Here is a 22,275-nt window from a genome sequence, read left to right on the forward strand (position 1 = left end):
TTAATCTTTTACATAAATCCGTTTCACCCGTGGCGAAATGGAGGTTAACACTTCATAGGTTATCGTTTTGCAATAGCCTGCGAATTCTTTTAGACTTGGTTTTGCATTAAAAACAGTAACGGTATCACCTTCTTTTACGTTGGGGATATTGTCTATATTGATCATCATCATATCCATACAGATATTCCCTACAATCGGAGCAAGCATTTTGCTTACGCCTACATTCCCAACCTGATTCCCTATTAATCTTGGGATTCCATCTGCATAGCCGACAGGTATTGTTGCTATTTTTGTTAAATGATCTGCTTTATATTTCCTGCTATAACCTACAGATTCACCATTTTCTACGAATGAAATCTGGGAGATAACCGTTTTAAAGCTTACGGTAGACTGTAACTGTTTCTGTATTTCACTATCTGGTGACTCTCCTAGCATTCCTATCCCAATTCTCACCATATCATATTGAGAATCAGTATAACTTGTTATTCCTGAGGAATTTAATATATGTCGGATAGGCTGATAGCCAAGGTTTTCAATCAAATAGCCTGAGTTTTTATCAAAAATTTCCAGTTGATTTAAAGTAAATTCTTTCTCACCCGGTACATCTGAAGACGACAGATGGCTGAAAATACTTTGAACTTTTACATTTTTATTTTTTAAAGCTTCACTGAGCTGGTCCAATTCAAATCCTTTGAAACCAAGACGATGCATTCCGGTTTCCAGCTTGATATGAATTGGGTATTTTTTATCATATCCTGATTTCTGAACTGCTTCATAAAACAGGTCAAGCACTCTGAAACTGTAAATTTCCGGTTCCAGGTTGTACTGAATAATAGTGTCATAGCTATGCTGCTCAGGATTCATCACAACGATAGGAGTGGTGATTCCTTTTTTACGGAGCTCAACCCCTTCATCGGCAAAGGCAACCCCAAGATAATCAATGTGATGATGCTGTAAGAATTCTGAAATCTCATAACTTCCCAAACCATAAGCATTGGCCTTTACCATTGCCATCACTTTGGTTCCGGGTTTTAGTAAAGATTTATGGTAATTGATATTATGAAGAATAGCATTCAGATTAATTTCCAGAACGGTATCATGCTTTCTGAGCTCAAGAAGGTCTTTAAGCTTTTCAATCTCAAATTTTCTGGCTCCTTTCAGAAGGATGATCTGATTTTCAATATCGGTAAGATGCTTACTTTCAATAAGTTCATGAGTATCTATGAAAGTAAATGTTTTAGATTTGAAAAGATGGCTGAATCTGGTAATTTCATCACCTATCAGAAAAACGGAATCAAATTTCTGTTCATTTACAAGCTCGGAAACCTCTTCATACAATTCCTGAGAATTGGAATTTACCCCGACAATATCCGTTAAAACCAATGATTTTTCGGGTTTATTATATTCGTTTAAAAACTGTAAGGCAGTTTTCAGAGAATCGAGATCAAGATTAAAAGAATCATTGATGATGATATTGCCTTTAATTCCTTCAATCGCTTCAAGCCTCATTTCTATGGCTTTTAAAGAGTTGATTTTTTCGACGATCTTCTGATTTTCGATGTTCAGCTCTTTCAGAACGGTAAGAAGGGCTAAAGCGTTCGTTAAAGTGGCTTCATCCCTTTGATGAGCGGGAAAGCTGATTTCCTCATCAAAATATTCTACAATAATATCTTCTTCTTTGGAAATATTATTTTTGATGGAAACCTGATTGTGTTTTTTAAAGCCGTAAGAAATTAATTTTTTACTTGAATAAAGTTGTTTTATTTTATATTCAACCAACGGGTTATCGCCGTTGTAAATAATCACTTCAGAATCTTTGAAAAGTTTAATTTTTTCACTGATTAATTCTTCTTCGGAGGTAAAATTGGCAGCGTGCGCAGTTCCGATATGAGTTAATAAGCCAATCTGAGGATGAAAAATATTTTCCAGTTTCTGCATCTCATCAGGCTTGGAAATTCCGACTTCAAAAATTCCCAGCTGATGGGTATCATTAATTTGAAGCAGGGAAAGGGGAAGTCCGATCTGAGAATTGAAACTTTTCGGGCTTTTGATGGTAGGAAATTCATTCCATAGGCATTGGTACAGCCATTCTTTTAAAATGGTTTTCCCGTTACTTCCTGTAATCCCGATAGATTTCAGATGGGAATGCTCAAAATGATATTTGGCCAGTTTCTGAAGGAATTCCACAGAATTTTCAACCAATATCCATGTTATATTTTCAAACTGCGGATATTGATGTTCTGAAATAATAACGTTTATTCCTCTGTCAATCGCCGATTCTATAAATTTTTCTCCGGAATTTTTTTTAGTATTAATCGCAATAAATGCTGTATTTTTTGTTGAATAGATAATTCTGCTATCGAAAGCTATGTTTTTGATAACTAAATCTCTGTCTCCAATAATTTCGGCATTGGTGATTTCTGCAATTTGGTGTACTGTATAATTCATTAATATCCTTCTGCTTATTTTTAGGCGAAATTGCTTTAGCCTTTAAATTTTCATTAATCACAATGAAAGACTTCAACCATAAAGCTGATTAAATTCTTACATCTTAAAAGCACAAAATATTAAACAATTTGCGTTTTTATGATTAACTTAAGTATAAATTTAATTTTATTTTTTCTTTTTTGAAAGTACTTCATCAATAAAAACCCTTCGGCTTACTGCTTCATAGCTTTCGGTTTCGCCCAATTCCACGAGGTTATTTCCCTGTGTAATCCTCATAGAGTAATTAGCTAAATTACCTGTTCTCTTGCAAATAGCATGCACTTTTGTTACATATTCAGCGGTAGCCATAAGATTAGGCATCGGGCCGAAAGGACGTCCTAAAAAATCCATATCAAGACCGGCAACAACGACTCTTATTCCACTGTTGGCCAACTGATTGGCAATTTCTACAATGCTTTCATCAAAAAACTGGGCTTCATCAATCCCTACAACATCACAATTGGAAGCCAGCAAAAGAATTTCGTTGGGATTTTCCACTGCCGTGCTCCGAATTTTATTCTGATTGTGGGATACCACATCTTCATCGGAATATCTGGTATCCAATTTTGGTTTAAAAATTTCCACATTTTGCCCCGCCATTTCAGCTCTTCTCAGTCTTCGGATCAATTCTTCGGTTTTTCCGGAAAACATAGAGCCACAAATAACTTCCATCCAACCACTTTGTTTGGAATGATTAATTGTATTTTCTAAAAACATTTGTTAAATTAGCCGTAATATTTTAACATCAAAAGTAAGCAATTTTAACAAGAATCTTATATGCAGAATATCCAAGATTTAAAGGAAAAGATTTTTTTTGAATCCAAGAATATCATTGATATTCTGGAGAAAATAAATAATGTTGACGAATTACTTTCCAAGCAAGATCTTGTAGATGAACTTGCTAACAGGATTTCTTTTTTGAGGCTGCTGGAAAAAAATATTGAGTTTTTTGTAACAGATAACTCAACCCAAACAGTCGAAAACGGACAGAATATTTCTTTTATCAACTCTGAATTTGAAAGCAAGGAAACGAATAATGACGTTACCGAAGAGGAGGCGATCTTTAATAATGAATTCAATGAGATTGACGAAAATGAGAATTCAAACACGGCTTATGAAAAGAATTCTGAAAATAAAATTGCTGAAGAAGAAGCCATTTTCAATAATAAGTTGAACGAAATTGTTGAAAATGAGTACCACGAGAATATCATCAGTTTTGTTGAAGAAAACTCAGAAGAACAGAAGGAGGAGAATTTTGAAGACAGAAAATCTCAACCGGATGTTACAGAGGAAGAAGCTGTTTTTAATAATCAGCTAAATGAAATTGATGAAAATGAAACTTCGGATTATGAAGGAAGCATTCTCAGCTTTGTGGATGAAGAAAGAATACTTGCAGACTCAGAACCTGAAACCCATGAGGATATTGATGAGGAAATGTTTAGCCAGGAGACAACGGAAGAAGAGGTTATTTTTACCAACCAGCTGAATGAAATCGATGAGTTTGAAAATGAGCTTTCCGATGATGACAATAGTAATTCCGGATCTTTTGAAGAAGAAGAAAAAATTCAGTTTAGTTTTGAACCAGAAGCAGAAAAAGCGAATGAAACTCCGGAAGTAGTAGAAAGAATCCCGAGTATTTTCGATACTGAACTTTTGGATGAAGAGATTTTAATTGAAGAAAATGAAGAGCAGTTTATTGCTTCAAACATCAGCATTAGCCAGGGCGAAATGGTAAATGAAACATCTAATGTTGAAAATATTCTGAATGAAATAAAAAATGAGGCCCAAACAGAAGAAAAACATGAAGAAGCGGTAGCAGAAGAGGAGAATGAAAGGAGAAAAATTGTAGAGATCAACAAGCCTCATGCTGAAACAGAAAAAGAAAAACCTGCTTCAGACGAAAACTTTGAAAATTTAGAAGCCTATAACCAGGAGAAAAAAATTAAGCTGGCAAATATCAAAGGGTTAAAAGCGGTTCAGACCCTTTTTGACGATGACCCTCTGGAAAGAGAAGTTCCTCAGGAAAAGAAAGAACCCGTGATTAAAGAAGATACAGGAAGCATTCTGAAAACAAATATACCAACAGATTTTATGGAAGCTGAAAAGCGAAAGCCTGAATTTAAACTGGATTTAAATGACAGAATTGCTTTTTCAAAAACATTATTCGGAGGTAGCCAGTCTGAACTGAATGAGGTGATTACAGACCTCAATAGTTTCAGAACACTGGAAGAAGCAAAAGAATATCTGAGTGACCTTTATTATGCCAGAAACTGGAGTAAAGTAGATGAATATGCCCAGAGATTATGGGTATTGGTAGAAAATAAATTCTTATAATTTTGAGCGGTATTTTATATTTCGTTCCGACACCCGTCGGAAATTTAGAAGACATGACTTTCAGAGCCGTAAATGTACTGAAGGAAGTGGACTATATTTTGTGTGAAGACACAAGAACCTCAGGAATTCTTTTAAAGCATTTCGAGATTTCAAAACCTTTAAAATCTTATCATTTACATAATGAGCATCAGGCCACAGAAAAGGTAATTGCTGACCTTAAAAGCGGCCAGAATATCGCCCTGATTACTGATGCGGGAACTCCGGGAATTTCGGATCCCGGCTATTTACTCGGAAAAGCAGGTGCAAACCATGATATTGAAATGATCTGTCTTCCCGGTGCAACAGCTTTTGTTCCGGCTTTGGTCGTTTCAGGACTTCCGAATAATGAATTCCTGTTTGCAGGATTTCTTCCCCAGAAAAAAGGGAGGCAGACAAAACTGAAGCAACTTGCTGAAGAAAAGAAAACCATCGTTTTGTATGAAAGTCCGCATAAAATAAACACCACTCTTGAACAGATCAAAGAATTTTTCGGGGAAGAAACCAAAGTGAGCCTGAGCCGTGAGATTTCTAAAAAGTTTGAAGAGACCAAAAGAGGGACCATCAATGAGTTAATTGAATTCTCTAAAAGTAAAACCCTGAAAGGCGAGATTGTTCTCATCGTGAATAATTCTATTTAATTGAAAAAGCTAGTTTTTATATTATTTTCATCGGTCTGTATGGCACAGACTGATCAGTACACCCAGATTCTGTTATCAAAAAAAATAGGCAAAGAAGTTCATTTCTACACAAAAGGATATGGGATTATCAATGACTCCAAGACTGGAAGATCCGGGATTGTCGATTCTCTGGGCAATATTACTTTCAATGATTCTTTTAAAAGCGAAATTTCACGATTATCCTGGAATCGATTTATTTTAAAAGGGCAAGACGGGAGTTTTAAAGGGAAAACAGCTTTGATTGATGAAAAGGGGACTGAACTAATTCCGTTGGATAATTTCAAATACAGAACCTGGGAGAATAAAGACAGGTTGATCTATTCTAAGGCGGGGAATGAAAGCGTCTATGATTACAACGGAAAACAGGTGATTCCATCATCAGATAAAATAGAATTTGCCAGTGAAAACAGGATTTTTGTAAAGAAGGATGGGGCCTGGTTCATTTATAACTATGATGGTAAACAGGTTTCTGACAGGGCATTTGATGAAGATCTTCGTTTTTACAAAGGCAGGGTATTTATTACAGACGGAGCAGGGAAAGGAGAAATTATTGACAGTGACGGAAAAACTTTAAGCCGGATTTCAAATCATAATATTGAAGACATCAATGGTTTTCCTTTCCTCGTAACAAAAGATATCACCAAAAATAAATATGGGATCGTAGATGAAAATGAGGCTGTGATGGCTGATGAAATTTATGAACAGGCTTTCGTAGGAAGAAAATACATCTATCTGATTAAAGATAATAAAGTAAACATTTTTTCTAAAGCTGAAAAAAAGGTTTATCCTACTGATTTCCATTATGTAAACCACTTATTTGACGGCTTGTTTAAAAGCCTGAAGGATGATAAGAATCCAAAAATTGCCGTGCTTAAAACCAATGGCGAAGTAGTATTTCCCAAAGAATTTGATGTGGTGGAAGCTTTCAAAATTGATGGCGAAGACTATCTGTATGTGAGTAAAGAGAATGAAGAACAGCTTTTAGACAAAGACTTAAAAAATATTCTGGAGGAAGGTTATCAGATAGAAAAAGTATTTTTTGATAATTTAATTGTAAAAAAGGATGATATTTTCTATAAGTTTTCGCCCAAAAGCAAATCTTATACAGAGCTTAAAAATATTGCTTCCATAAAACCGTTTCAGTTTTATCCGGCAATTATCTGCAAGAACAGGGAAAATCTTTATGGAATGCTTGATGAAGACGGAAATGAGGTTATCCCATTCATGTATGATGATATTGTTACTTTTCTGGGTGAAAATGAAATTGTTGTACAGAAAGGAAATAAATTCGGGTTGACAAACCATAAGGGAGAGCCTTTAAAAGAGGTGATCTACGATAAATATTCTACAGACAGGAAAGGAATAAAACTGACTAAAATGAAAGATTCCGAATATCTGTATTTCACTCCGCAGAAAGGAAAAATATTCTTCGAGTAATCTTTATACAAAGCAAAAACAGTCATAATTTTTTACTAAAATAATGATTTAAAATGCTTTGAATAACATTTTATAATATCTTTGCGCACGTTTAATTTTGGTAAAATTAAATAATAGTAAATTAGCCAATCTACACTTGACTAATGAATTAAAAGAAAAATAATTGTCATAAATATGAAACTATTAGAAGGAAAAGTAGCACTAATTACCGGAGCTACAAGAGGAATCGGAAGAGGAATTGCTGAAATTTTTGCTCAACAGGGAGCTAAAGTAGCATTTACATACGCCGGATCTGTAGACAAAGCTAAAGAATTAGAAGCGACTTTAAGTTCTGTAACTCAAATCAAAGGTTACCAATCTGATGCATCAGATTATGATGCAGCTCAAAAATTAGTAGATGAAGTAATGGCTGAGTTTGGGAAAATAGATATTCTGATCAACAATGCAGGAATTACAAGAGATAATTTATTGCTGAGAATGTCAAAAGACGATTGGGATATGATTATCAAAGTAAATTTAGATTCGGTATTCAACCTTACAAAAGCGGTTATCAAGCCAATGATGAAGGCAAAATCGGGGTCTATCATCAATATGACATCGGTAGTAGGAGTGAAAGGAAATGCGGGCCAGGCCAATTATGCAGCTTCCAAGGCCGGAGTTATCGGGTTTACAAAATCTGTTGCCCTGGAATTAGGATCAAGAAATATCCGTTGTAATGCTATTGCGCCCGGATTTATTGAAACTGAAATGACAGCTGCTTTAGATGAGAAAACAGTTCAGGGCTGGAGAGAAGGAATTCCATTGAAAAGAGGCGGACAGCCTGAAGATATTGCAAATGCATGTGTATTCCTGGGAAGCGAGATGTCAGCTTATATTACAGGACAAACATTAAACGTTGATGGCGGGATGTTAACATAACCGACTGTCTCTGCATAAAATAAAAAATCCGTCACATAAATGGCGGATTTTTTTATTATTCATTAATGGCTTTATTGTACATGTTTTTCACCTGAAAATCACCATAACCGTATATTCCGAACTTCTGCTGAAACTCTTTAAAGACGATATTAAAATCCCTGATCCCACTTTCTGCTAAATTTTTTACGAAAACTTCAGGATTGGTCAATGATGTATTTTCAGGAAAAGTGTTACAATAAGCATCAGTTACTTCTTTTAGATATCTGAAACCAACAGGTTGATTTTCCGATAATTGGTGCAATTGACTCTTATCCTGATTTTTATAGGCATCCCAAAGATGTGCTCCTAACCGGATATCTTCTTCCCCGAATTCTGTTTTTAACCGATAAGATTCTTCTAATGCATGGCTGTCGGATAAAGAAAATCCTTTCCAGTGATCTTCACCATCAGGAATCTGGGGAAAAACTCTGAAAACCCGGATATTTTTCTTTTCAGAAAGTAGAGAAAGACAAAACCACAGATTGGTCTGGCAAAACAGATCATCTTCAAACCAGAGATTCACGTCTGCGTTTTCAGGAATATCCAGTATTCTTTGAAATTCCGGAACAACTTTTTTATAATAGCTTTGCTGTCCGGCTTCATATTCTTCCGAAACAAATTCAGATCTTATTTCCCAGAAATGATCAATAGAATCCGATTGTAAAGGTCCTGAAATTAATGCTTCGCGACAAACAATAATCTCGCCGGCGATCGAAGTTTTCTTCAGATCTTCAGCAAGATAATCGCCATTTGTTATGTGAAATGTTTTTTTCAATGTTAATCTTTAAAAATCTGGTTTTCCTGCTCCTGAACCCTTATAAAAGTGGTTCGTTTTGATAATTCCTTGAGTTTTGAAGCCCCCACATAAGTACATGTAGAACGTACGCCGCCTAAAATATCTTTCACTGTTTCTGAAACGGGACCTTTGTAAGCTACTTTTACGGTTTTCCCTTCAGAAGCCCTGTATTCTGCAACACCTCCTGAATGTTTATCCATAGCGGTTTTTGAGCTCATCCCATAAAACAAACGGTATTTTTTACCATTTTCCTCGATCATTTCACCACCACTTTCATCGTGCCCGGCAAACATTCCGCCCAACATGACAAAATCTGCACCGCCGCCAAAAGCTTTCGCAACATCTCCGGGAACTTTACAGCCACCGTCTGCAATGATATGCCCGCCAAGGCCATGAGCTGCATCAGAACATTCGATAATTGCTGACAATTGCGGATATCCGACTCCCGTTTTTACCCGGGTGGTACAAACAGAACCAGGTCCTATCCCTACTTTTATAATGTCTGCACCTACCAGAAGAAGCTCTTCTACCATTTCTCCGGTAACCACATTCCCTGCGATAATAATTTTATCCGGGAAATTGGCCCTTGCGCGCTTCACAAAATCAACGAAATGCTCAGAATAACCATTGGCTACATCAATACAAAGAAATTCGATTTTTGGATGGTTTTCAAGAATCTGTCTGATTTTTTCTTCGTCAGATTTCCCGGTTCCGGTACTTAAAGCGATATATTGGTAAATGCTTTCCGGCTGATTTTGTAAAAATGTGCTCCATTCTTCCACGGAATAATGCTTGTGAATGGCAGTAATGATTTTATCTTTAGCAAGTTCAACAGCCATTTCGAAAGTCCCTACCGTATCCATATTAGCAGCAATAACAGGAGTTCCTTTCCATTTCTTTTTCGTATGTCTGAAAGTAAATTCTCTTTCTAAATCAACTTCTGAACGGGATTTTAATGTAGAACGCTTAGGGCGGAACATTACATCCTTAAATCCCAGTTTTATATCATATTCTATTCGCATTTTGTGTAAATGATTTATTTGTTTACCAAATAAAATTAGCAAATTATCTGAAATATCTTACTTTTGAATTAATGGATTTTCCTGTTACTTTTCAGATTTTCGGCAAAACGGTTCTGGCACACCCTGTTTTTGAAACATTGGGAATATTTATCGGAATGCGTTATTATTTCTATCTCAAAAGAAAATCTTCGGAGAAACTTTCGTTCAATATCTCCGCGGCAATTCTTATCGGTGCTACAGCCGGAGCCTTATTCGGATCGAAACTGATCGGAAACCTGGAAAATCCTTATGCTTTGTTTGAAAAGTTTTCACTAAAGGAAATCTGGTCTAATAATACAATTGTCGGCGGGCTTGCTTTTGGACTGATCGGTGTAGAGCTGGCGAAAAAAATAGTCAGGCATAAAGGAAGTACAGGAGATTTAATTGTATTTCCTCTGATGCTTGCCATTATTATAGGAAGAATAGGCTGCTTTTTAACCGGAATTCATGAAGAAACATATGGTGTTCCCACCAATTTCATTTTCGGAATGCATCTCGGAGATCAGTATCTGAGGCATCCTGTTGCGCTGTATGAAATTGTATTTTTAATTCTTCTCTGGGCTTATTTAAAAAGAATGGTAAAAAACAGTAAATACCCGTCCGGGTTTATATTTCAGCTGTTTATGCTTAGCTATTTTACATTCAGATTTCTTTTGGATTTTATCAAACCAAGGGTGGAAATTATCGGAAATCTGGGAACGATTCAAATTGTGTGTATTGGTGTAATTATTTATTACATTTATAAAATAAAAAATACCGGAGATTTAATGTATAACCAAAAAACAATTGAAATATGAAAGCCTTAACATTATTGGAAGGGGGTAATCTGGGTGGAGTGGTAGTGATGATTGTTGGGATCATTATTATTGGTGCACTCTTTATTTCATTGATCGTTGCTCTTTTTGTAAAATTGATTTACGAATCGAAAGACGGAAGAAAATTTTCAAAAAAACAATTTATACAAACAATGGTTATTTGCTTGTTGGTCTGTGGATTAATAAGCGGCTATATCTGCGGTGGCGGACTTTAAAAAATTAAAACTATGCCGGTAAGAAATTATACATATTACGATTATACCATCAGCCTCTGCCCGGAATGCCTGAAAAGGGTAGGTGCAAAAATCATTATAGAGGACGAAGCGGTTTTTATGACCAAAAGATGTCCCGATCATGGTTTTTTCAAAACAAAGATAGCGTCAGATGTCCATTATTATAAAAACATCAGAAATTATAATAAAGCTTCGGAAATGCCACTTCATTTCGGGACTGATGTGGAATACGGATGCCCTTATGACTGTGGGCTTTGTGTAGATCATGAGCAGCATAGTTGTCTTTCCATTGTTGAAGTAACGGACCGTTGTAATCTGACCTGTCCTACCTGCTATGCCATGTCTTCACCGCATTACGGAAGTCATAGAAGCTTGGAGGAAATAGAAGCGATGTTGGATGTCATTGTAAAAAATGAAGGCGAACCGGATGTTGTGCAGATCAGTGGCGGAGAACCTACCATTCATCCTGAGTTCTTCAAAATCATGGATATCGCCAAGTCAAAACCGATCAAGCATCTGATGCTGAATACCAATGGAATAAGAATTGCCAATGATCCGGGATTTGCTGAAAAACTGGCGACCTATGCTCCGGAATTTGAAGTGTATCTTCAGTTTGACTCCTTTAAACCTGAAGTTCTTCAGGATTTCAGAGGAAAAGACCTTACCGATGTACGGATGAAAGCTTTAGAGAAATTGAATGAACTTAATCTTTCCACTACTTTGGTTATTGTACTTCAGAAAGGAAAAAATATCGATGAAATAGGAAAGATCATTGAATTTGCCCTGAAACAGAAATGTGTAAGGGGAATTACTTTCCAGCCGGTGGAAATTGCGGGAAGAAACAGGGAAGACTCTGCCCATGAGAAAATTACTTTAACAGAAGTACGACAGGAAATTATTGATCAGTTTCCGCTTTTAAATTCTGATGATATTATTCCGGTTCCATGCAATCCTGATGCATTGGCGATGGGATATATATTAAAGCTTGAAGGTGAAACGATTCCTTTAACACGATATATCAACCCTGCTGATCTGCTGAATAATGAATCGCGAAATACGATTGTTTATGAACAGGATAAAGGTCTTCACATGCAGCTCCTGAATATTTTCAGTACCGGAATTTCCGTAGATAAAGTAAAGCCTAAAGTAAATCAGTTACTTTGCTGTCTCCCTGAAGTTTCAGCTCCCGATCTGGATTATGATAATCTTTTCAGAATCATTATTATGAATTTTATGGATGCCCATGATTTTGATGTGAGGGCGGTGAAGAAATCCTGTGTCCACATTGTAAATAAAGATTTAAAATTAATTCCTTTTGAAACGATGAACCTTTTTTACAGAGATGACAAAATCAAATACCTGGAAGAATTAAGAAAAGAAGATAAAATTTTATTTTAAATTGTATTAACTACTGATTTCACAAATCCGCAAGTCGATATTGTAAGACATTTTAAAACAAGACTTTCCACAATGCTATCCGGAAATCAAAAGTTAAAATAGTTCATTAAACCTGCATTATCTGCAAAATCAGCGAGAGAAATTATTCAAAAAGGCGTTAAAATCATCTTTTAACACCCCATAAGTTTATTTTCCCACGATGCTTAAATCCCAGTTTTTCGTAAAGCTTCTTAGCCCCGGAATTCGTTTCGGCAACATGAAGAAAAGGAGTTTTGTTGTCTTCAAATATCTTTCCTGAAACAAATGCCACAAGCTGTTTTGCATATCCTTTTCCTAAGTAATCCGTATCGGTGATTACGGCGCTTATTTCGGTCATATCATTCATCTGCATTCTTTCACCCGTTACGGCCACAAGTTTATCATCTTTAAAAATTCCAAAATAACGTCCTAATTCGGGGGTTCTGTTTTTGAAATAATGCGGATAAAACCTTTTAACAAAACCGAGCAGCTCATCGTGATGTTCTTCCTTCAAAAGGATAAAATCTTCAGTAAAATCCAGTTCAATTCTGTTTTCCAGAACATATTGGTCACAGACCAGCGTGGATAATTCCGTTTTGAAATTTCCCGTATCAGGTTTCGCCCCGAAAATAAGAAAATCATCACAGAGCTTTGAGTATTCCGTGATGTCTTTTTCTTTCGCAAAATCTGTTGAGCCTCCGAAAGCCGCTACTTCTGGATTGTAAAACTTAGAATCTCCGAAGTTTAAGCAGAACTTTTCATGAGTTTCATTAAGTGAATGATAGACAGGATTATCTAATTTACCGTACATTAATCAAAATTCATTACCTCTTCCAGGGTTTTCATGTATTCATACGCTGTCAGATCAAACTTTACAGGAACAATCGAGATATATCCGTTTGCCAGAGCTGTTTCGTCAGCATCTTCAGAATCATCCATATTGTTGAAATATCCTGTCAGCCAGTAATATTTTTTTCCATGAGGATTTACCCTTTCATCAAAACTTTCTTCCCATTTTGCCTTAGCCTGCTTGCAGACTTTGATGCCTTTTATTTCCTCCTTTAAAAGCTTGGGGATATTTACGTTTAGCACAACACCTTTAGGCATTGGGTTTTCTAAAGTTCTTCTGACAATATTTTGAATATGCTCTTTTGCCTGGGTAAAGTCTGCTTCCCAGCTGAAATCCAGCAATGAAAAACCGATTGCAGGAAGATTTTCTACACCGGCTTCTACCGCTGCAGACATAGTCCCGGAATAGATCACATTAATAGAAGAATTGGCACCGTGATTAATTCCTGAAACAACGATGTCCGGTCTTCTCGGTAAAATTTTATCAAGAGCCATTTTTACACAGTCAACAGGAGTTCCGCTGCAAGAAAAATCGATTTGCGGGCCATCAAGCTGTACTTCTTCGTAACTTAAGGTAGAATTAATGGTAATGGCGTGGCCTTTACCGCTTTGTGGAGAGTTGGGTGCTACAACTACTACTTCTCCGATTTCGTTCATAAAACTTACAAGATTTCTGATACCAGGTGCTGTAATTCCGTCATCATTAGTAACCAGAATAAGTGGTCTTTCCATAAAATATTTTAATTTTAACAAAAATACTCAAAACTATCTGATATTTGTAAATAAGGTATTAAATTTGATAGTTTGTAACAGTAATTTAAATATTACTACTAATTGAGATACTTTTAAAAAATTAATAAAATACATTACAGATTTATGTGGAAAAATTTTAAGCTAAATAAATTTTTACTCCTAATTCCATTGACAAGTCTAATGTTTTGTTTCAACTCGCCTAAAAATGATGATGAAAAGATGCAGACGATAATGGTGAGTGTAAAGAATACCCTTTCTTATTTACATTACAGCCCGAAACCCATCAATGATGCTTACTCAAAAGATGTTTACAAGCATTATTTCGAACTGGTAGACCCGGCAAAAAGATATTTCCTTCAATCGGATATGGATGAGTTCAGTAAGCACGAATTGAAGCTGGATGATTATCTGAATCTCGGAGATTTAACTTTCTATAAACTTACCATCGACAGGCTATACCAAAGGGTAGATGAAATTGACCAGATTACCCAGGATATTTTCAGTAAGCCGATCAATCTGGAAGAAGATGAAAACCTGACTTTGGAACCCAAACTTAAAAAAGTACCTGCCAATAAGCAGGAACAATATAATGAGTGGAAAAAATTCATCAAATACAATATCCTTCAGGAAATTGAGTCGATGAACAGCAAAGAAGAAGCGCAGAAAGAAAAGAAAGATTCCGTACAGAAATATAATCTGAAAGACACGATTAAGCTTAAAATCCTTACTCCTGAACAGAAGAGAGTAAAAGCTACGGATGAAGTAAAAGACCTGGTAAAAGAAACCTTTACAAGATTCAAGAAAAGAAAAAAAATGGATTGGTTTACGGTGTATATGAATGCTTATACTGAGGTTTTCGACCCGCATACCAACTATTATTCTCCAAAAGATAAAGAAGACTTTGATACCCAGTTTGCAGGAAAAGTTATCGGGATCGGTGCTATTATCCAGGAGAAAAAAGGAAATCTTTATCTGGGTGCTTTAACGATCGGAGCTCCGGCCTGGAAATCAAAACAGCTTTCCGAAGGCGATAAAATCTTAAAAGTAAAATCCAAACCGAAAGAAGATGCCGTAAATGTGGTAGGAATGCTTTCAGATGAAGCAGTAAGATTGATCAGAGGGGAAAAGGGAACTCCGGTAACTTTAACGGTTCAGAAAAAAGACGGGACGATTAAAGATGTAACGATGATTCGTGAGGAAGTGGCTATTGAAGATACTTTCGCAAGAAGTATTGTTGTAAATTCTCCGAATGGTAAAAAATACGGGTTTATCAACCTGCCTAGCTTTAATGCCGACTTCGAGGATGCAAAAGGAAGAAACGCTTCCGATGATATTAAAAATGAGATCATTAAGTTGAAATCCCAGAATATTGAAGGAATTGTTTTGGATTTAAGAAATAATGGCGGTGGATCTTTAACGGAAGTTGGAGATATTATGGGGCTTTTCATGAATGCAGGACCTTATGTTCAGGTGAAAGACGGAAACGGAAAAATCCAGACTTTAAAAAATAAAAACGAAACTCCGATCTGGACAGGTCCGCTAGTCATCATGCAGAATGAGCTGTCAGCTTCAGCTTCAGAAATTTTAGCAGGAGTAATGCAGGATTATGGAAGAGCAATGATCATCGGTTCTCCACAATCATTTGGAAAAGGTACGGTACAGACTTTTGTAGACTTAAACAGGTTCTTAAATACCGAAGATGACTTTGGATCTTTAAAACTGACGATTCAGAAGTTTTACAGAATTACGGGAGAATCTACCCAGAGAAAAGGAATTGTTTCGGATATTCAGATGAAAGACTTCTTTACCTATGCAGAAGTAGGGGAAAGATATGATGATTATGCTTTAGCTTGGGATAAAATTCCGGGAACAAGCTTCCAGAAGCTAAACTATTTCGATATCAACGCACTGGAAAAAGCAAGTGAGAGCAGAATGGCTAAAAACAGCAATTATCAGCTGTTACTGGAGTCAGCACAATGGAGAGAGAAGCTGGATAAAGAAGAAACAATTACCCTTAACATCAATAAATTCAATGAATTGATGAAGCAGAGAAAAGCTCAGATCGAGAAGTTCAAAGCATTGAGCAAATTTGAAAATGGCCTTCAGTTTATGATGTATCCGGGAGAAATCGAAAGAGAGAAAAAAGACGAAGCATTCAGGAAGAAATCTGAAATGTGGATCAAAAATCTTAAGAAAGATCCTTACCTTCAGGAAGCAATGAACATCGTTGCAGACATGAGCGTAAAATCATAAAATAAAGCAAACATAAAAAAGCCACTAATTCTCATCAGTGGCTTTTTTATTAAGATTGAAAGATTGATTATTTAATCTCTACACATCCCACTCTTCCGCCTGCATTCCCTGTAGGCTGAGTATGGAAATCATCTGCTGCTGCATGTACAATAAGACCTTTTCCGATGATGTTTTTAGATTCGTCAGTACATCCCAGACACCATTTGTCCGTTTTGAAGGTCAACATTGCATTTCCGCTCTGGTCTGCCACTAAATTCCCGATATCTCCCATATGGAAATGTTCGGCACCCCATTTACCATGATCATCTTTTGCCGGATTCCAGTGTCCTCCTGTAGAAGTTCCGTCTGCTGCAGAGCAATCTCCTTTTTCATGGATGTGCACAGCATGGATTCCCGGAGTAAGGTTGGTAACGTCAAGTTTCATTACCACCTCATTTCCACTCTGGGTAAACTTTGCAGTTCCTCCCGTTTGTGTTCCGCTCTTAGCGTTTACCGTGTACGTTTTTGTTGTTCCGCAAGAAACAGCAAACAGCGCACATCCTGCTAATAATGCTAATTTTTGTAGATTCATTTTTAAATGATTTAAAGTGATTTATTTAATAATCTTATAAAATTAAAAATATTTTTTTAAAACACTTTATGATTCAAGTCTGTTTTCGGGAATTACGCAATAAAATACAACAGAGCTTTCACTAATCTTTATATTTTTACGGATAAAAAAACGTTGGAAGAATATAAAAAGAGAATCGTAAAAACAATCCAATATATCGATAACCATCTTGATGCTCGGCTGAATCTGGAAAAAATTGCGGGAGTAGGAGCCTATTCACCATTCCATTTTCACAGGATTTTTAAAATGATCACCGGAGAAACACTTCAAAATTATATCATCCGGAAGAAAATTGAGAAAAGTGCATTCTATCTGGCGGTAAAGAAAACCATTGGAATTAAAGAAATATATCTGGAACTTGGGTTTTCAGACCATTCGGTGTTCAATAAAACCTTTAAAAAATATTATGGGGTATCTCCTTCAGAATTCCGCCGTTCCGCCCCTGAAAGCTTTCACAAGATCTTAACAACAGAAAGCAAGAACGGACAAGTTGATACGGTTTTCGACCAATACATTTGCAATGTCGAAAACTTATTAAACTGGACGAAAATGAATTTAAAAATTAAAGTGACAGATCTGCAGGAAATGAATCTTGCTTCTGTAATGAGTCTTGGTATTGCAAATGTAGAGCCTTCTTATGGGGTTTTAATTGAATGGGCAAAAAAGAAACATTTATTTCCCAATGACCATGTTAAAATGATTTCCGTATACCACGACAGTTTTAAGGTAACACCACCTGAAAAAGTGAGAATTCATGCCTGCATGCTGTTGGAGGAAAAACTGAAAGAGCAGGAAGGAGAAATTTTTCCCGAAGTCATTGATGCCGGAAAGTTTATCGTAGGAAACGGAGAAGTCACCCTGAACAATTTTGAAGAATGTTGGGTTTCTTTGTTTCTGTGGATGAATGAAAACGGCCATACAATGAGAAAAGCCTTCCCTTTTGAAATCTATCATTCCAACTTTAAAGAACATCCCGAAGGTAAAATGTGGGTAGATTTTTGTATTCCCATCCACTAATTTGCGATTCAGACCCTAAAGTATACCTTTCGGTAAGAAAATTTTTACCGGAAGGTTTTTCAATAGTATTTTTGATCCGAAAATTAACACCATGAAAACTGTGAAACAGAAATTATTATTTTTTATTGCTTTTTTATCCTTTATTATCAGTTACTCTCAGGTGAAGATCACAGGAAAAGTAACTTTCAGGAATAAAGGAGTGGGAGAGGTAAATGTCACCTTGAAAAACACGTATGATGGTGCCACTACAGATTCAAACGGAAATTTTTCCTTTGAAACCACTGAAAAGGGAAATCATATATTGACTTTTACCCATCCCAAATACATCGATGTTGAAAAACCTGTTGTCATTGAAAATCAGGAAATTTCTGTCAACGCTGAGCTGAAAGAACAGATCAACGAAATCGATGCCGTGGTTGTTTCAGCAGGATCCATAGAAGCAAGTGATAAAAAAAGAGCGACGGCTTTGCTGTCACCCATTGATATTTATACAACGGCAGGGGCAGACGGACAAATTTCATCGGCGCTGAATTATCTTCCCGGAGTTCAGAAAGTAGGGGAAACAGAAGGCTTATTTATCCGTGGCGGTACAGGAACAGAAGCTAAGATTTTTATGGATGGAAGCCTTATCAATAATTATTTCTCAAATTCAGTTCCGGGAATTGCAGGAAGAGACAGGTTTAATACCTCTCTTTTTAAAGGAAATATATTTTCAAGCGGCGGTTATTCGGCTTTATACGGACAGGCGCTTTCCGGGGCACTGATGCTAGAAAGTGTGGATCTGCCGGATCAGAGTTCCTATGATTTTGGAATTTCACCGATCTTTTTAAGTGCAGGGTTTCAGAAACTGAGCGAAGATAAAAACCATTCTTACGGAGCTACTTTAGGATATTCCCTCCTGAGCCTGATGCAGAATGTATTTAATTTCAATACCGATTTTATTGATGCACCTCAAGGATTAAACGGGGATTTCAATTTCAGGATTAAAACAAAATCCGGCGGCTTTTTCAAATATTACGGGATGTATGACTCCAATAAAATGGGGGTAAGATCAGAAAGCCTTGAACCCGGATATGATTTTACTCTGGTAAGATTAAAAGGGAAAAACACCTATCATAATTTATCTTTTAAGCAGAAATTCGGAAAATACCTTTTGAATGCAGGCACTTCCTATTCGTATAACAGGTCAGACCTTAATTTCTCAACGGAAACCGACGAAGTGGAATCCTCGAAGACCCAATTATTAACAGACGGAAATTATATCAATTTTAAAGCGGTTTTAGAAAGAAAAATCAATAAAATCAGTGCGTTAAGAGGTGGTTTTGAATTCAATAACACTGATGAAAAGCTGAATTTTGAAACCGTTAATAAACATTATAAAGATCTGATTTCTTCCGTATTTGTTGAAACAGATTTAGGATTCAGCAATCAGTTGTCCGCAAAAATAGGATTGAGGGCAGAAAACTCATCTTTCCTGAACAAAAGCAATATTGCCCCCCGTTTTGCATTAGCTTATCGATTGGCTAAAGACTGGACGACTTCCATTGCTTATGGCCTTTTCTATCAGAACCCTGAAAGCAAGTATATCAATGCTCCGGCTGATTTAGACTTTCAGAAATCCCAGCATTATATCTTCCAGCTTCAAAGATCATCAGAAGGCAGAAGCTTAAGATTTGAAGCATTTTATAAGCAATATGATCAGCTGACAAAAGTAATGAATATTGCCAATATCAATAATCAGAATCAGCCCGTTCAGTCAGCTGTTAATAATGATGGTTACGGCTATGCAAAAGGATTGGAGGTTTTCTGGAGAGATAAGAAAACTTTTGAAAACATAGATTACTGGATCAGCTATTCATTTTTAGATTCAAAAAGAGATTTTATGAATTATCCGATGAGCTTAAAACCGAACTTTGCCTCCGAACATACTCTTTCTGTGGTTGCTAAAAGATTCATTCCCGAGTGGAAAACCGGAGTAAATTTATCTTACACCTATGCAAAAGGCCGCCCTTATTATGATATCATAACAGAAAATGAGGTGAATGTTATCCGCCACGAAGGAAGGTTAAAAGATTACAACGCATTGAATCTGAGCTTCAACTATCTTCCGAATCTTGGGAAGAAAGATGCCAAAGCTTTTACCGTTTTTGTATTGAGTATTTCAAACGTTCTGGGAACCAAAAATGTGTACGGATATAATTTTTCAATATCGGATAACCCGGCAAGAAGCTCTGCAGTAGTTCCGCCCGTCAATACCTTTGTTTTCATAGGCGCTTTTATCAGTTTTGGTGTTGATAAAACACAGGATGCAATCAATAATAATTTATAAAAATGACAATAAACACCCGATTTTAAGATTTAATTATAGAGATTAAATACATATCTTTGAATACTATATAAACTAACTTTTAAAAAATTAGAAATAATGAAGAAATATCTATTAAGTTTTGCTTTAGCTTTCATGAGCATATCCGCTTTTGCTCAGGCTGATTATGAAAAAATAATGACCGAAAAAATCGCTAAGCTTGAAACATGCAAATCAGCTGAAGATTTCCAGGTATTGGTGAATGATTTCCACAGAATAGCAGGAAAAGAAGAATCAAAATGGCAGCCTTACTATTACACGGCTTTCTCATTTATTCAGAAAGGAAGAGTACTGATGAGAGACGGTAAGATGGATGAGCTTGATAATATTGCAGGGCAGGCACAGAAGTATCTTGATGCCGCTCAGAGTGTTGATCCTAAAGATAATGCCGAGATTCATCTGTTGAAAAAAATGTCATATTCTTTAAGAATGATGGTCAATCCTCAGCAAAGATATATGACAGACGGCGCAAAAGCGGCAGAAGAGCTTAAAATTGCTGAAAAATTAGACCCGGAAAATCCGAGAATTGCTCTGATTAAGGCTGAAGATACTTATTTTACACCTGAACAATACGGCGGAAGTAAAACTAAAGGAATTGAAATGTTTAAACAGGCCCTGGCAAAATTTAATACATACACTCCTAAAACTTCATTAGACCCAAACTGGGGTAAATCAGAAGCTGAATATTTCATTAATCAGCCGGCTAAATAACGCTGAATTAAAAATACTGAAAGTCTTCCGGAAACGGGAGGCTTTTATTTTTGCCATTCGGTTGCTAAAATCAACGGTTCGGTAAAAAATAATTTTCGGGACACTTAATATCAACTAATTTTGAATTAAGAAATTTAGTAATGAAACGCAAAAACCTTATCGTACTGCTTTGGGTATCCATAGGAACCGCATTGTTTTTCTTTTTCTTTTTTACAGAAGAGAAAACCATTGAAAACTTTGTGCTTTCCTTCCTCATCTCTACACTGTACACCTTTTTCCTGGGCGTAGGAAACGGAGTGATTAACGACTTTCTGAATAAAAAGTTTCCCTGGTCTGAAGCAACGACAAAAAGAGCTTTTATAAGCGTTATTTCCATTCTTATAGCCAATTTTGTTTTAGTGTATTTCTGTAACTATGTCAATTTTGTGATTTTTCAGAAAGATGCGACTACGGAAGAATTTTTCTCCGGAAAATATAATTTCATCAATTGGTTTATGGTGAATATTGCCCTGCTGATCTCTGCTTTTCTTCATGCCAGAAGCTTTATGGAAGAGCTTAAGAAAACATCCAAAAAAGAAGTCGTAGAACAGAAGCTGATCGCAAAATCGGCCAATGCACAGTTCGAAAGCCTGAAAAACCAGTTGGACCCGCATTTCCTTTTTAATTCATTAAACGTTTTAAGCTCGCTAATTGATGAAAACCCGAAACAGGCTCAGAAGTTTACGGCTTCAATGTCAAAGATTTACCGTTACGTTTTAGAACAGAAAGACAAAGAGCTCGTTACCGTTGAAGATGAAATAGAATTTGCGAAAACCTATTGTGAATTGTTGAAAACCAGATTTGAAGACAGCGTAGACTTTATTTTTGATGTCAGAAAAGAAGATTACAGAAGATACGTTGTTCCACTTTCTTTGCAGTTGTTGCTGGAAAACTGTATCAAACACAATTTTGCGACTTCCTCAAAACCTTTGATCATTAAAATATTTTCTGAAAACGATACCCTCTGTATTGAAAATAACCTTCAGGTAAGAGAGCAGATGAAAGAAAGTGCAGGAATAGGACTGGCGAATATTGTCCAGCGTTATTCACTGCTTACCAAAAGAAATGTTTTTATTGAAAAATCAGAAGATTATTTTAAAGTAAAGCTTCCGGTTTTATCAGATAAACCCAACACAGTCAGTATTAAAACTGAAGATAAGGATAAAGCCTACGAAAGAGCCCAGAAAAGAGTAAAAGAGATCAAAGGATTTTACGGAAACCTTATTTCTTATTGCATCGTCATTCCGTTTCTGATTATTATAAACCTGATCACCTCTCCAAAACACATATGGTTTTACTTCCCAATGTTGGGGTGGGGAATTGGCCTTGCAGCACACGGAATGAGTGTTTTTGCCATCGGGAAAAACTGGGAAGACCGGAAGATCCGGGAAATTTTAGAAAAAGAAAACAAACGTTAAATACCAAT

At 36.3% G+C, this 22,275-nt stretch carries 19 protein-coding genes; 12 read left to right on the forward strand and 7 right to left on the reverse strand.

What is annotated here, in order from left to right; translation table 11 throughout:
* Together AB8P06_RS01225 and AB8P06_RS01230 are read right to left on the reverse strand one after the other, a co-directional pair.
* On the reverse strand, positions 1–2,448 hold the full coding sequence (locus AB8P06_RS01225; protein ID WP_369836788.1) for a bifunctional UDP-N-acetylmuramoyl-tripeptide:D-alanyl-D-alanine ligase/alanine racemase: 2,448 nt from the start codon (positions 2,446–2,448) through the stop codon (positions 1–3).
* A gap of 165 nt (positions 2,449–2,613) precedes the next feature.
* On the reverse strand, positions 2,614–3,204 hold the full coding sequence (locus AB8P06_RS01230) for a thymidine kinase (protein ID WP_007840560.1): 591 nt from the start codon (positions 3,202–3,204) through the stop codon (positions 2,614–2,616).
* Between the two features lie 60 nt (positions 3,205–3,264).
* Between AB8P06_RS01230 and AB8P06_RS01235 the strand changes: the two genes are divergently transcribed.
* The 4 genes from AB8P06_RS01235 (at position 3,265) to fabG (ending at position 7,892) form a co-directional block, all read left to right on the forward strand.
* Positions 3,265–4,821: a DUF8457 domain-containing protein gene (locus AB8P06_RS01235; protein WP_369836791.1), complete on the forward strand. Its 1,557-nt coding sequence runs from the start codon at positions 3,265–3,267 to the stop codon at positions 4,819–4,821.
* A gap of 2 nt (positions 4,822–4,823) precedes the next feature.
* Positions 4,824–5,498 carry a 16S rRNA (cytidine(1402)-2'-O)-methyltransferase gene (rsmI, locus tag AB8P06_RS01240; protein WP_369836794.1) on the forward strand — a complete coding sequence of 225 codons (675 nt, stop codon included), beginning with the start codon at positions 4,824–4,826 and terminating at the stop codon, positions 5,496–5,498.
* A gap of 39 nt (positions 5,499–5,537) precedes the next feature.
* Positions 5,538–6,974 (forward strand): WG repeat-containing protein, encoded by a 1,437-nt coding sequence (locus AB8P06_RS01245; RefSeq protein WP_369836797.1) that lies wholly within the window; start codon positions 5,538–5,540, stop codon positions 6,972–6,974.
* Positions 6,975–7,148: 174 nt separating this feature from the next.
* Positions 7,149–7,892, forward strand: coding sequence for a 3-oxoacyl-[acyl-carrier-protein] reductase (fabG, locus tag AB8P06_RS01250; RefSeq protein WP_369836800.1), 744 nt, complete (start codon positions 7,149–7,151; stop codon positions 7,890–7,892).
* Positions 7,893–7,947: 55 nt separating this feature from the next.
* Here fabG and AB8P06_RS01255 read toward each other — a convergent pair whose 3' ends face one another.
* Positions 7,948–8,706, reverse strand: coding sequence for a DUF1835 domain-containing protein (locus tag AB8P06_RS01255; RefSeq protein WP_369836803.1), 759 nt, complete (start codon positions 8,704–8,706; stop codon positions 7,948–7,950).
* Between the two features lie 2 nt (positions 8,707–8,708).
* The gene (locus AB8P06_RS01260; protein WP_369836805.1) at positions 8,709–9,749 is read right to left on the reverse strand and encodes a GMP reductase; all 1,041 of its coding nucleotides are present in this window, start codon (positions 9,747–9,749) and stop codon (positions 8,709–8,711) included.
* 71 nt (positions 9,750–9,820) lie between these two features.
* Between AB8P06_RS01260 and AB8P06_RS01265 the strand changes: the two genes are divergently transcribed.
* From AB8P06_RS01265 to AB8P06_RS01275, 3 genes are read left to right on the forward strand one after another with little or no spacing between them, the layout of a single operon-like run.
* The gene (locus AB8P06_RS01265) at positions 9,821–10,585 is read left to right on the forward strand and encodes a prolipoprotein diacylglyceryl transferase (protein WP_369836807.1); all 765 of its coding nucleotides are present in this window, start codon (positions 9,821–9,823) and stop codon (positions 10,583–10,585) included.
* A complete protein-coding gene (locus AB8P06_RS01270) occupies positions 10,582–10,818 on the forward strand; it encodes a hypothetical protein (protein WP_369836810.1) in 237 nt (78 codons plus the stop codon). Before AB8P06_RS01265 ends, AB8P06_RS01270 begins: the two co-directional genes overlap by 4 nt.
* 12 nt (positions 10,819–10,830) lie before the next feature.
* Positions 10,831–12,234, forward strand: a complete 1,404-nt coding sequence (locus AB8P06_RS01275) for a radical SAM protein (RefSeq protein ID WP_369836812.1) — start codon at positions 10,831–10,833, stop codon at positions 12,232–12,234.
* A gap of 163 nt (positions 12,235–12,397) precedes the next feature.
* Here the strand turns inward: AB8P06_RS01275 and AB8P06_RS01280 are convergent, their stop codons facing one another.
* Together AB8P06_RS01280 and surE are read right to left on the reverse strand one after the other, a co-directional pair.
* Positions 12,398–13,063, reverse strand: a complete 666-nt coding sequence (locus tag AB8P06_RS01280) for a GNAT family N-acetyltransferase (RefSeq protein WP_369836815.1) — start codon at positions 13,061–13,063, stop codon at positions 12,398–12,400.
* Positions 13,063–13,833: a 5'/3'-nucleotidase SurE gene (surE, locus tag AB8P06_RS01285; protein ID WP_369836818.1), complete on the reverse strand. Its 771-nt coding sequence runs from the start codon at positions 13,831–13,833 to the stop codon at positions 13,063–13,065. The genes AB8P06_RS01280 and surE overlap by 1 nt, the downstream gene beginning before the upstream one ends.
* A 144-nt stretch (positions 13,834–13,977) precedes the next feature.
* On the opposite strand from surE, the gene AB8P06_RS01290 reads away from it, so the two are divergent.
* The gene (locus AB8P06_RS01290) at positions 13,978–16,107 is read left to right on the forward strand and encodes a carboxy terminal-processing peptidase (RefSeq protein ID WP_369836820.1); all 2,130 of its coding nucleotides are present in this window, start codon (positions 13,978–13,980) and stop codon (positions 16,105–16,107) included.
* A 67-nt stretch (positions 16,108–16,174) separates the two neighbouring features.
* Here AB8P06_RS01290 and AB8P06_RS01295 read toward each other — a convergent pair whose 3' ends face one another.
* Positions 16,175–16,678: a superoxide dismutase family protein gene (locus tag AB8P06_RS01295; protein WP_369836823.1), complete on the reverse strand. Its 504-nt coding sequence runs from the start codon at positions 16,676–16,678 to the stop codon at positions 16,175–16,177.
* 153 nt (positions 16,679–16,831) lie between these two features.
* Here AB8P06_RS01295 and AB8P06_RS01300 point away from each other — a divergent pair, with 153 nt between their 5' ends.
* The 4 genes from AB8P06_RS01300 to AB8P06_RS01315 all read left to right on the forward strand — a co-directional run bounded on the left by AB8P06_RS01300 (position 16,832) and on the right by AB8P06_RS01315 (position 22,267).
* Positions 16,832–17,734 carry an AraC family transcriptional regulator gene (locus AB8P06_RS01300; protein WP_369836826.1) on the forward strand — a complete coding sequence of 301 codons (903 nt, stop codon included), beginning with the start codon at positions 16,832–16,834 and terminating at the stop codon, positions 17,732–17,734.
* Between the two features lie 91 nt (positions 17,735–17,825).
* Positions 17,826–20,063, forward strand: coding sequence for a TonB-dependent receptor (locus tag AB8P06_RS01305; RefSeq protein WP_369836829.1), 2,238 nt, complete (start codon positions 17,826–17,828; stop codon positions 20,061–20,063).
* A gap of 96 nt (positions 20,064–20,159) precedes the next feature.
* On the forward strand, positions 20,160–20,810 hold the full coding sequence (locus tag AB8P06_RS01310; protein ID WP_369836832.1) for a hypothetical protein: 651 nt from the start codon (positions 20,160–20,162) through the stop codon (positions 20,808–20,810).
* Positions 20,811–20,950: 140 nt separating this feature from the next.
* Positions 20,951–22,267 (forward strand): 2TM domain-containing protein, encoded by a 1,317-nt coding sequence (locus tag AB8P06_RS01315; protein ID WP_369836835.1) that lies wholly within the window; start codon positions 20,951–20,953, stop codon positions 22,265–22,267.
* Positions 22,268–22,275 lie beyond the last annotated feature (8 nt).

This window comes from Chryseobacterium tongliaonense, assembly GCF_041224435.1.
Lineage (GTDB): Bacteria > Bacteroidota > Bacteroidia > Flavobacteriales > Weeksellaceae > Chryseobacterium > Chryseobacterium tongliaoense.

Excerpts from the sequence above, each read along its gene's own strand:
- AB8P06_RS01295 (WP_369836823.1), bottom strand. The coding sequence starts at position 16,678 with ATGAATCTACAAAAATTAGCATTATTAGCAGGATGTGCGCTGTTTGCT.
- fabG (WP_369836800.1), top strand. The coding sequence starts at position 7,149 with ATGAAACTATTAGAAGGAAAAGTAGCACTAATTACCGGAGCTACAAGA.
- AB8P06_RS01230 (WP_007840560.1), bottom strand. The coding sequence starts at position 3,204 with ATGTTTTTAGAAAATACAATTAATCATTCCAAACAAAGTGGTTGGATG.
- AB8P06_RS01280 (WP_369836815.1), bottom strand. The coding sequence starts at position 13,063 with ATGTACGGTAAATTAGATAATCCTGTCTATCATTCACTTAATGAAACT.
- AB8P06_RS01290 (WP_369836820.1), top strand. The coding sequence starts at position 13,978 with ATGTGGAAAAATTTTAAGCTAAATAAATTTTTACTCCTAATTCCATTG.
- AB8P06_RS01305 (WP_369836829.1), top strand. The coding sequence starts at position 17,826 with ATGAAAACTGTGAAACAGAAATTATTATTTTTTATTGCTTTTTTATCC.
- AB8P06_RS01265 (WP_369836807.1), top strand. The coding sequence starts at position 9,821 with ATGGATTTTCCTGTTACTTTTCAGATTTTCGGCAAAACGGTTCTGGCA.
- AB8P06_RS01270 (WP_369836810.1), top strand. The coding sequence starts at position 10,582 with ATGAAAGCCTTAACATTATTGGAAGGGGGTAATCTGGGTGGAGTGGTA.
- AB8P06_RS01315 (WP_369836835.1), top strand. The coding sequence starts at position 20,951 with ATGAAACGCAAAAACCTTATCGTACTGCTTTGGGTATCCATAGGAACC.
- AB8P06_RS01235 (WP_369836791.1), top strand. The coding sequence starts at position 3,265 with ATGCAGAATATCCAAGATTTAAAGGAAAAGATTTTTTTTGAATCCAAG.
- AB8P06_RS01245 (WP_369836797.1), top strand. The coding sequence starts at position 5,538 with ATGGCACAGACTGATCAGTACACCCAGATTCTGTTATCAAAAAAAATA.
- AB8P06_RS01310 (WP_369836832.1), top strand. The coding sequence starts at position 20,160 with ATGAAGAAATATCTATTAAGTTTTGCTTTAGCTTTCATGAGCATATCC.
- surE (WP_369836818.1), bottom strand. The coding sequence starts at position 13,833 with ATGGAAAGACCACTTATTCTGGTTACTAATGATGACGGAATTACAGCA.
- AB8P06_RS01225 (WP_369836788.1), bottom strand. The coding sequence starts at position 2,448 with ATGAATTATACAGTACACCAAATTGCAGAAATCACCAATGCCGAAATT.
- AB8P06_RS01275 (WP_369836812.1), top strand. The coding sequence starts at position 10,831 with ATGCCGGTAAGAAATTATACATATTACGATTATACCATCAGCCTCTGC.
- AB8P06_RS01260 (WP_369836805.1), bottom strand. The coding sequence starts at position 9,749 with ATGCGAATAGAATATGATATAAAACTGGGATTTAAGGATGTAATGTTC.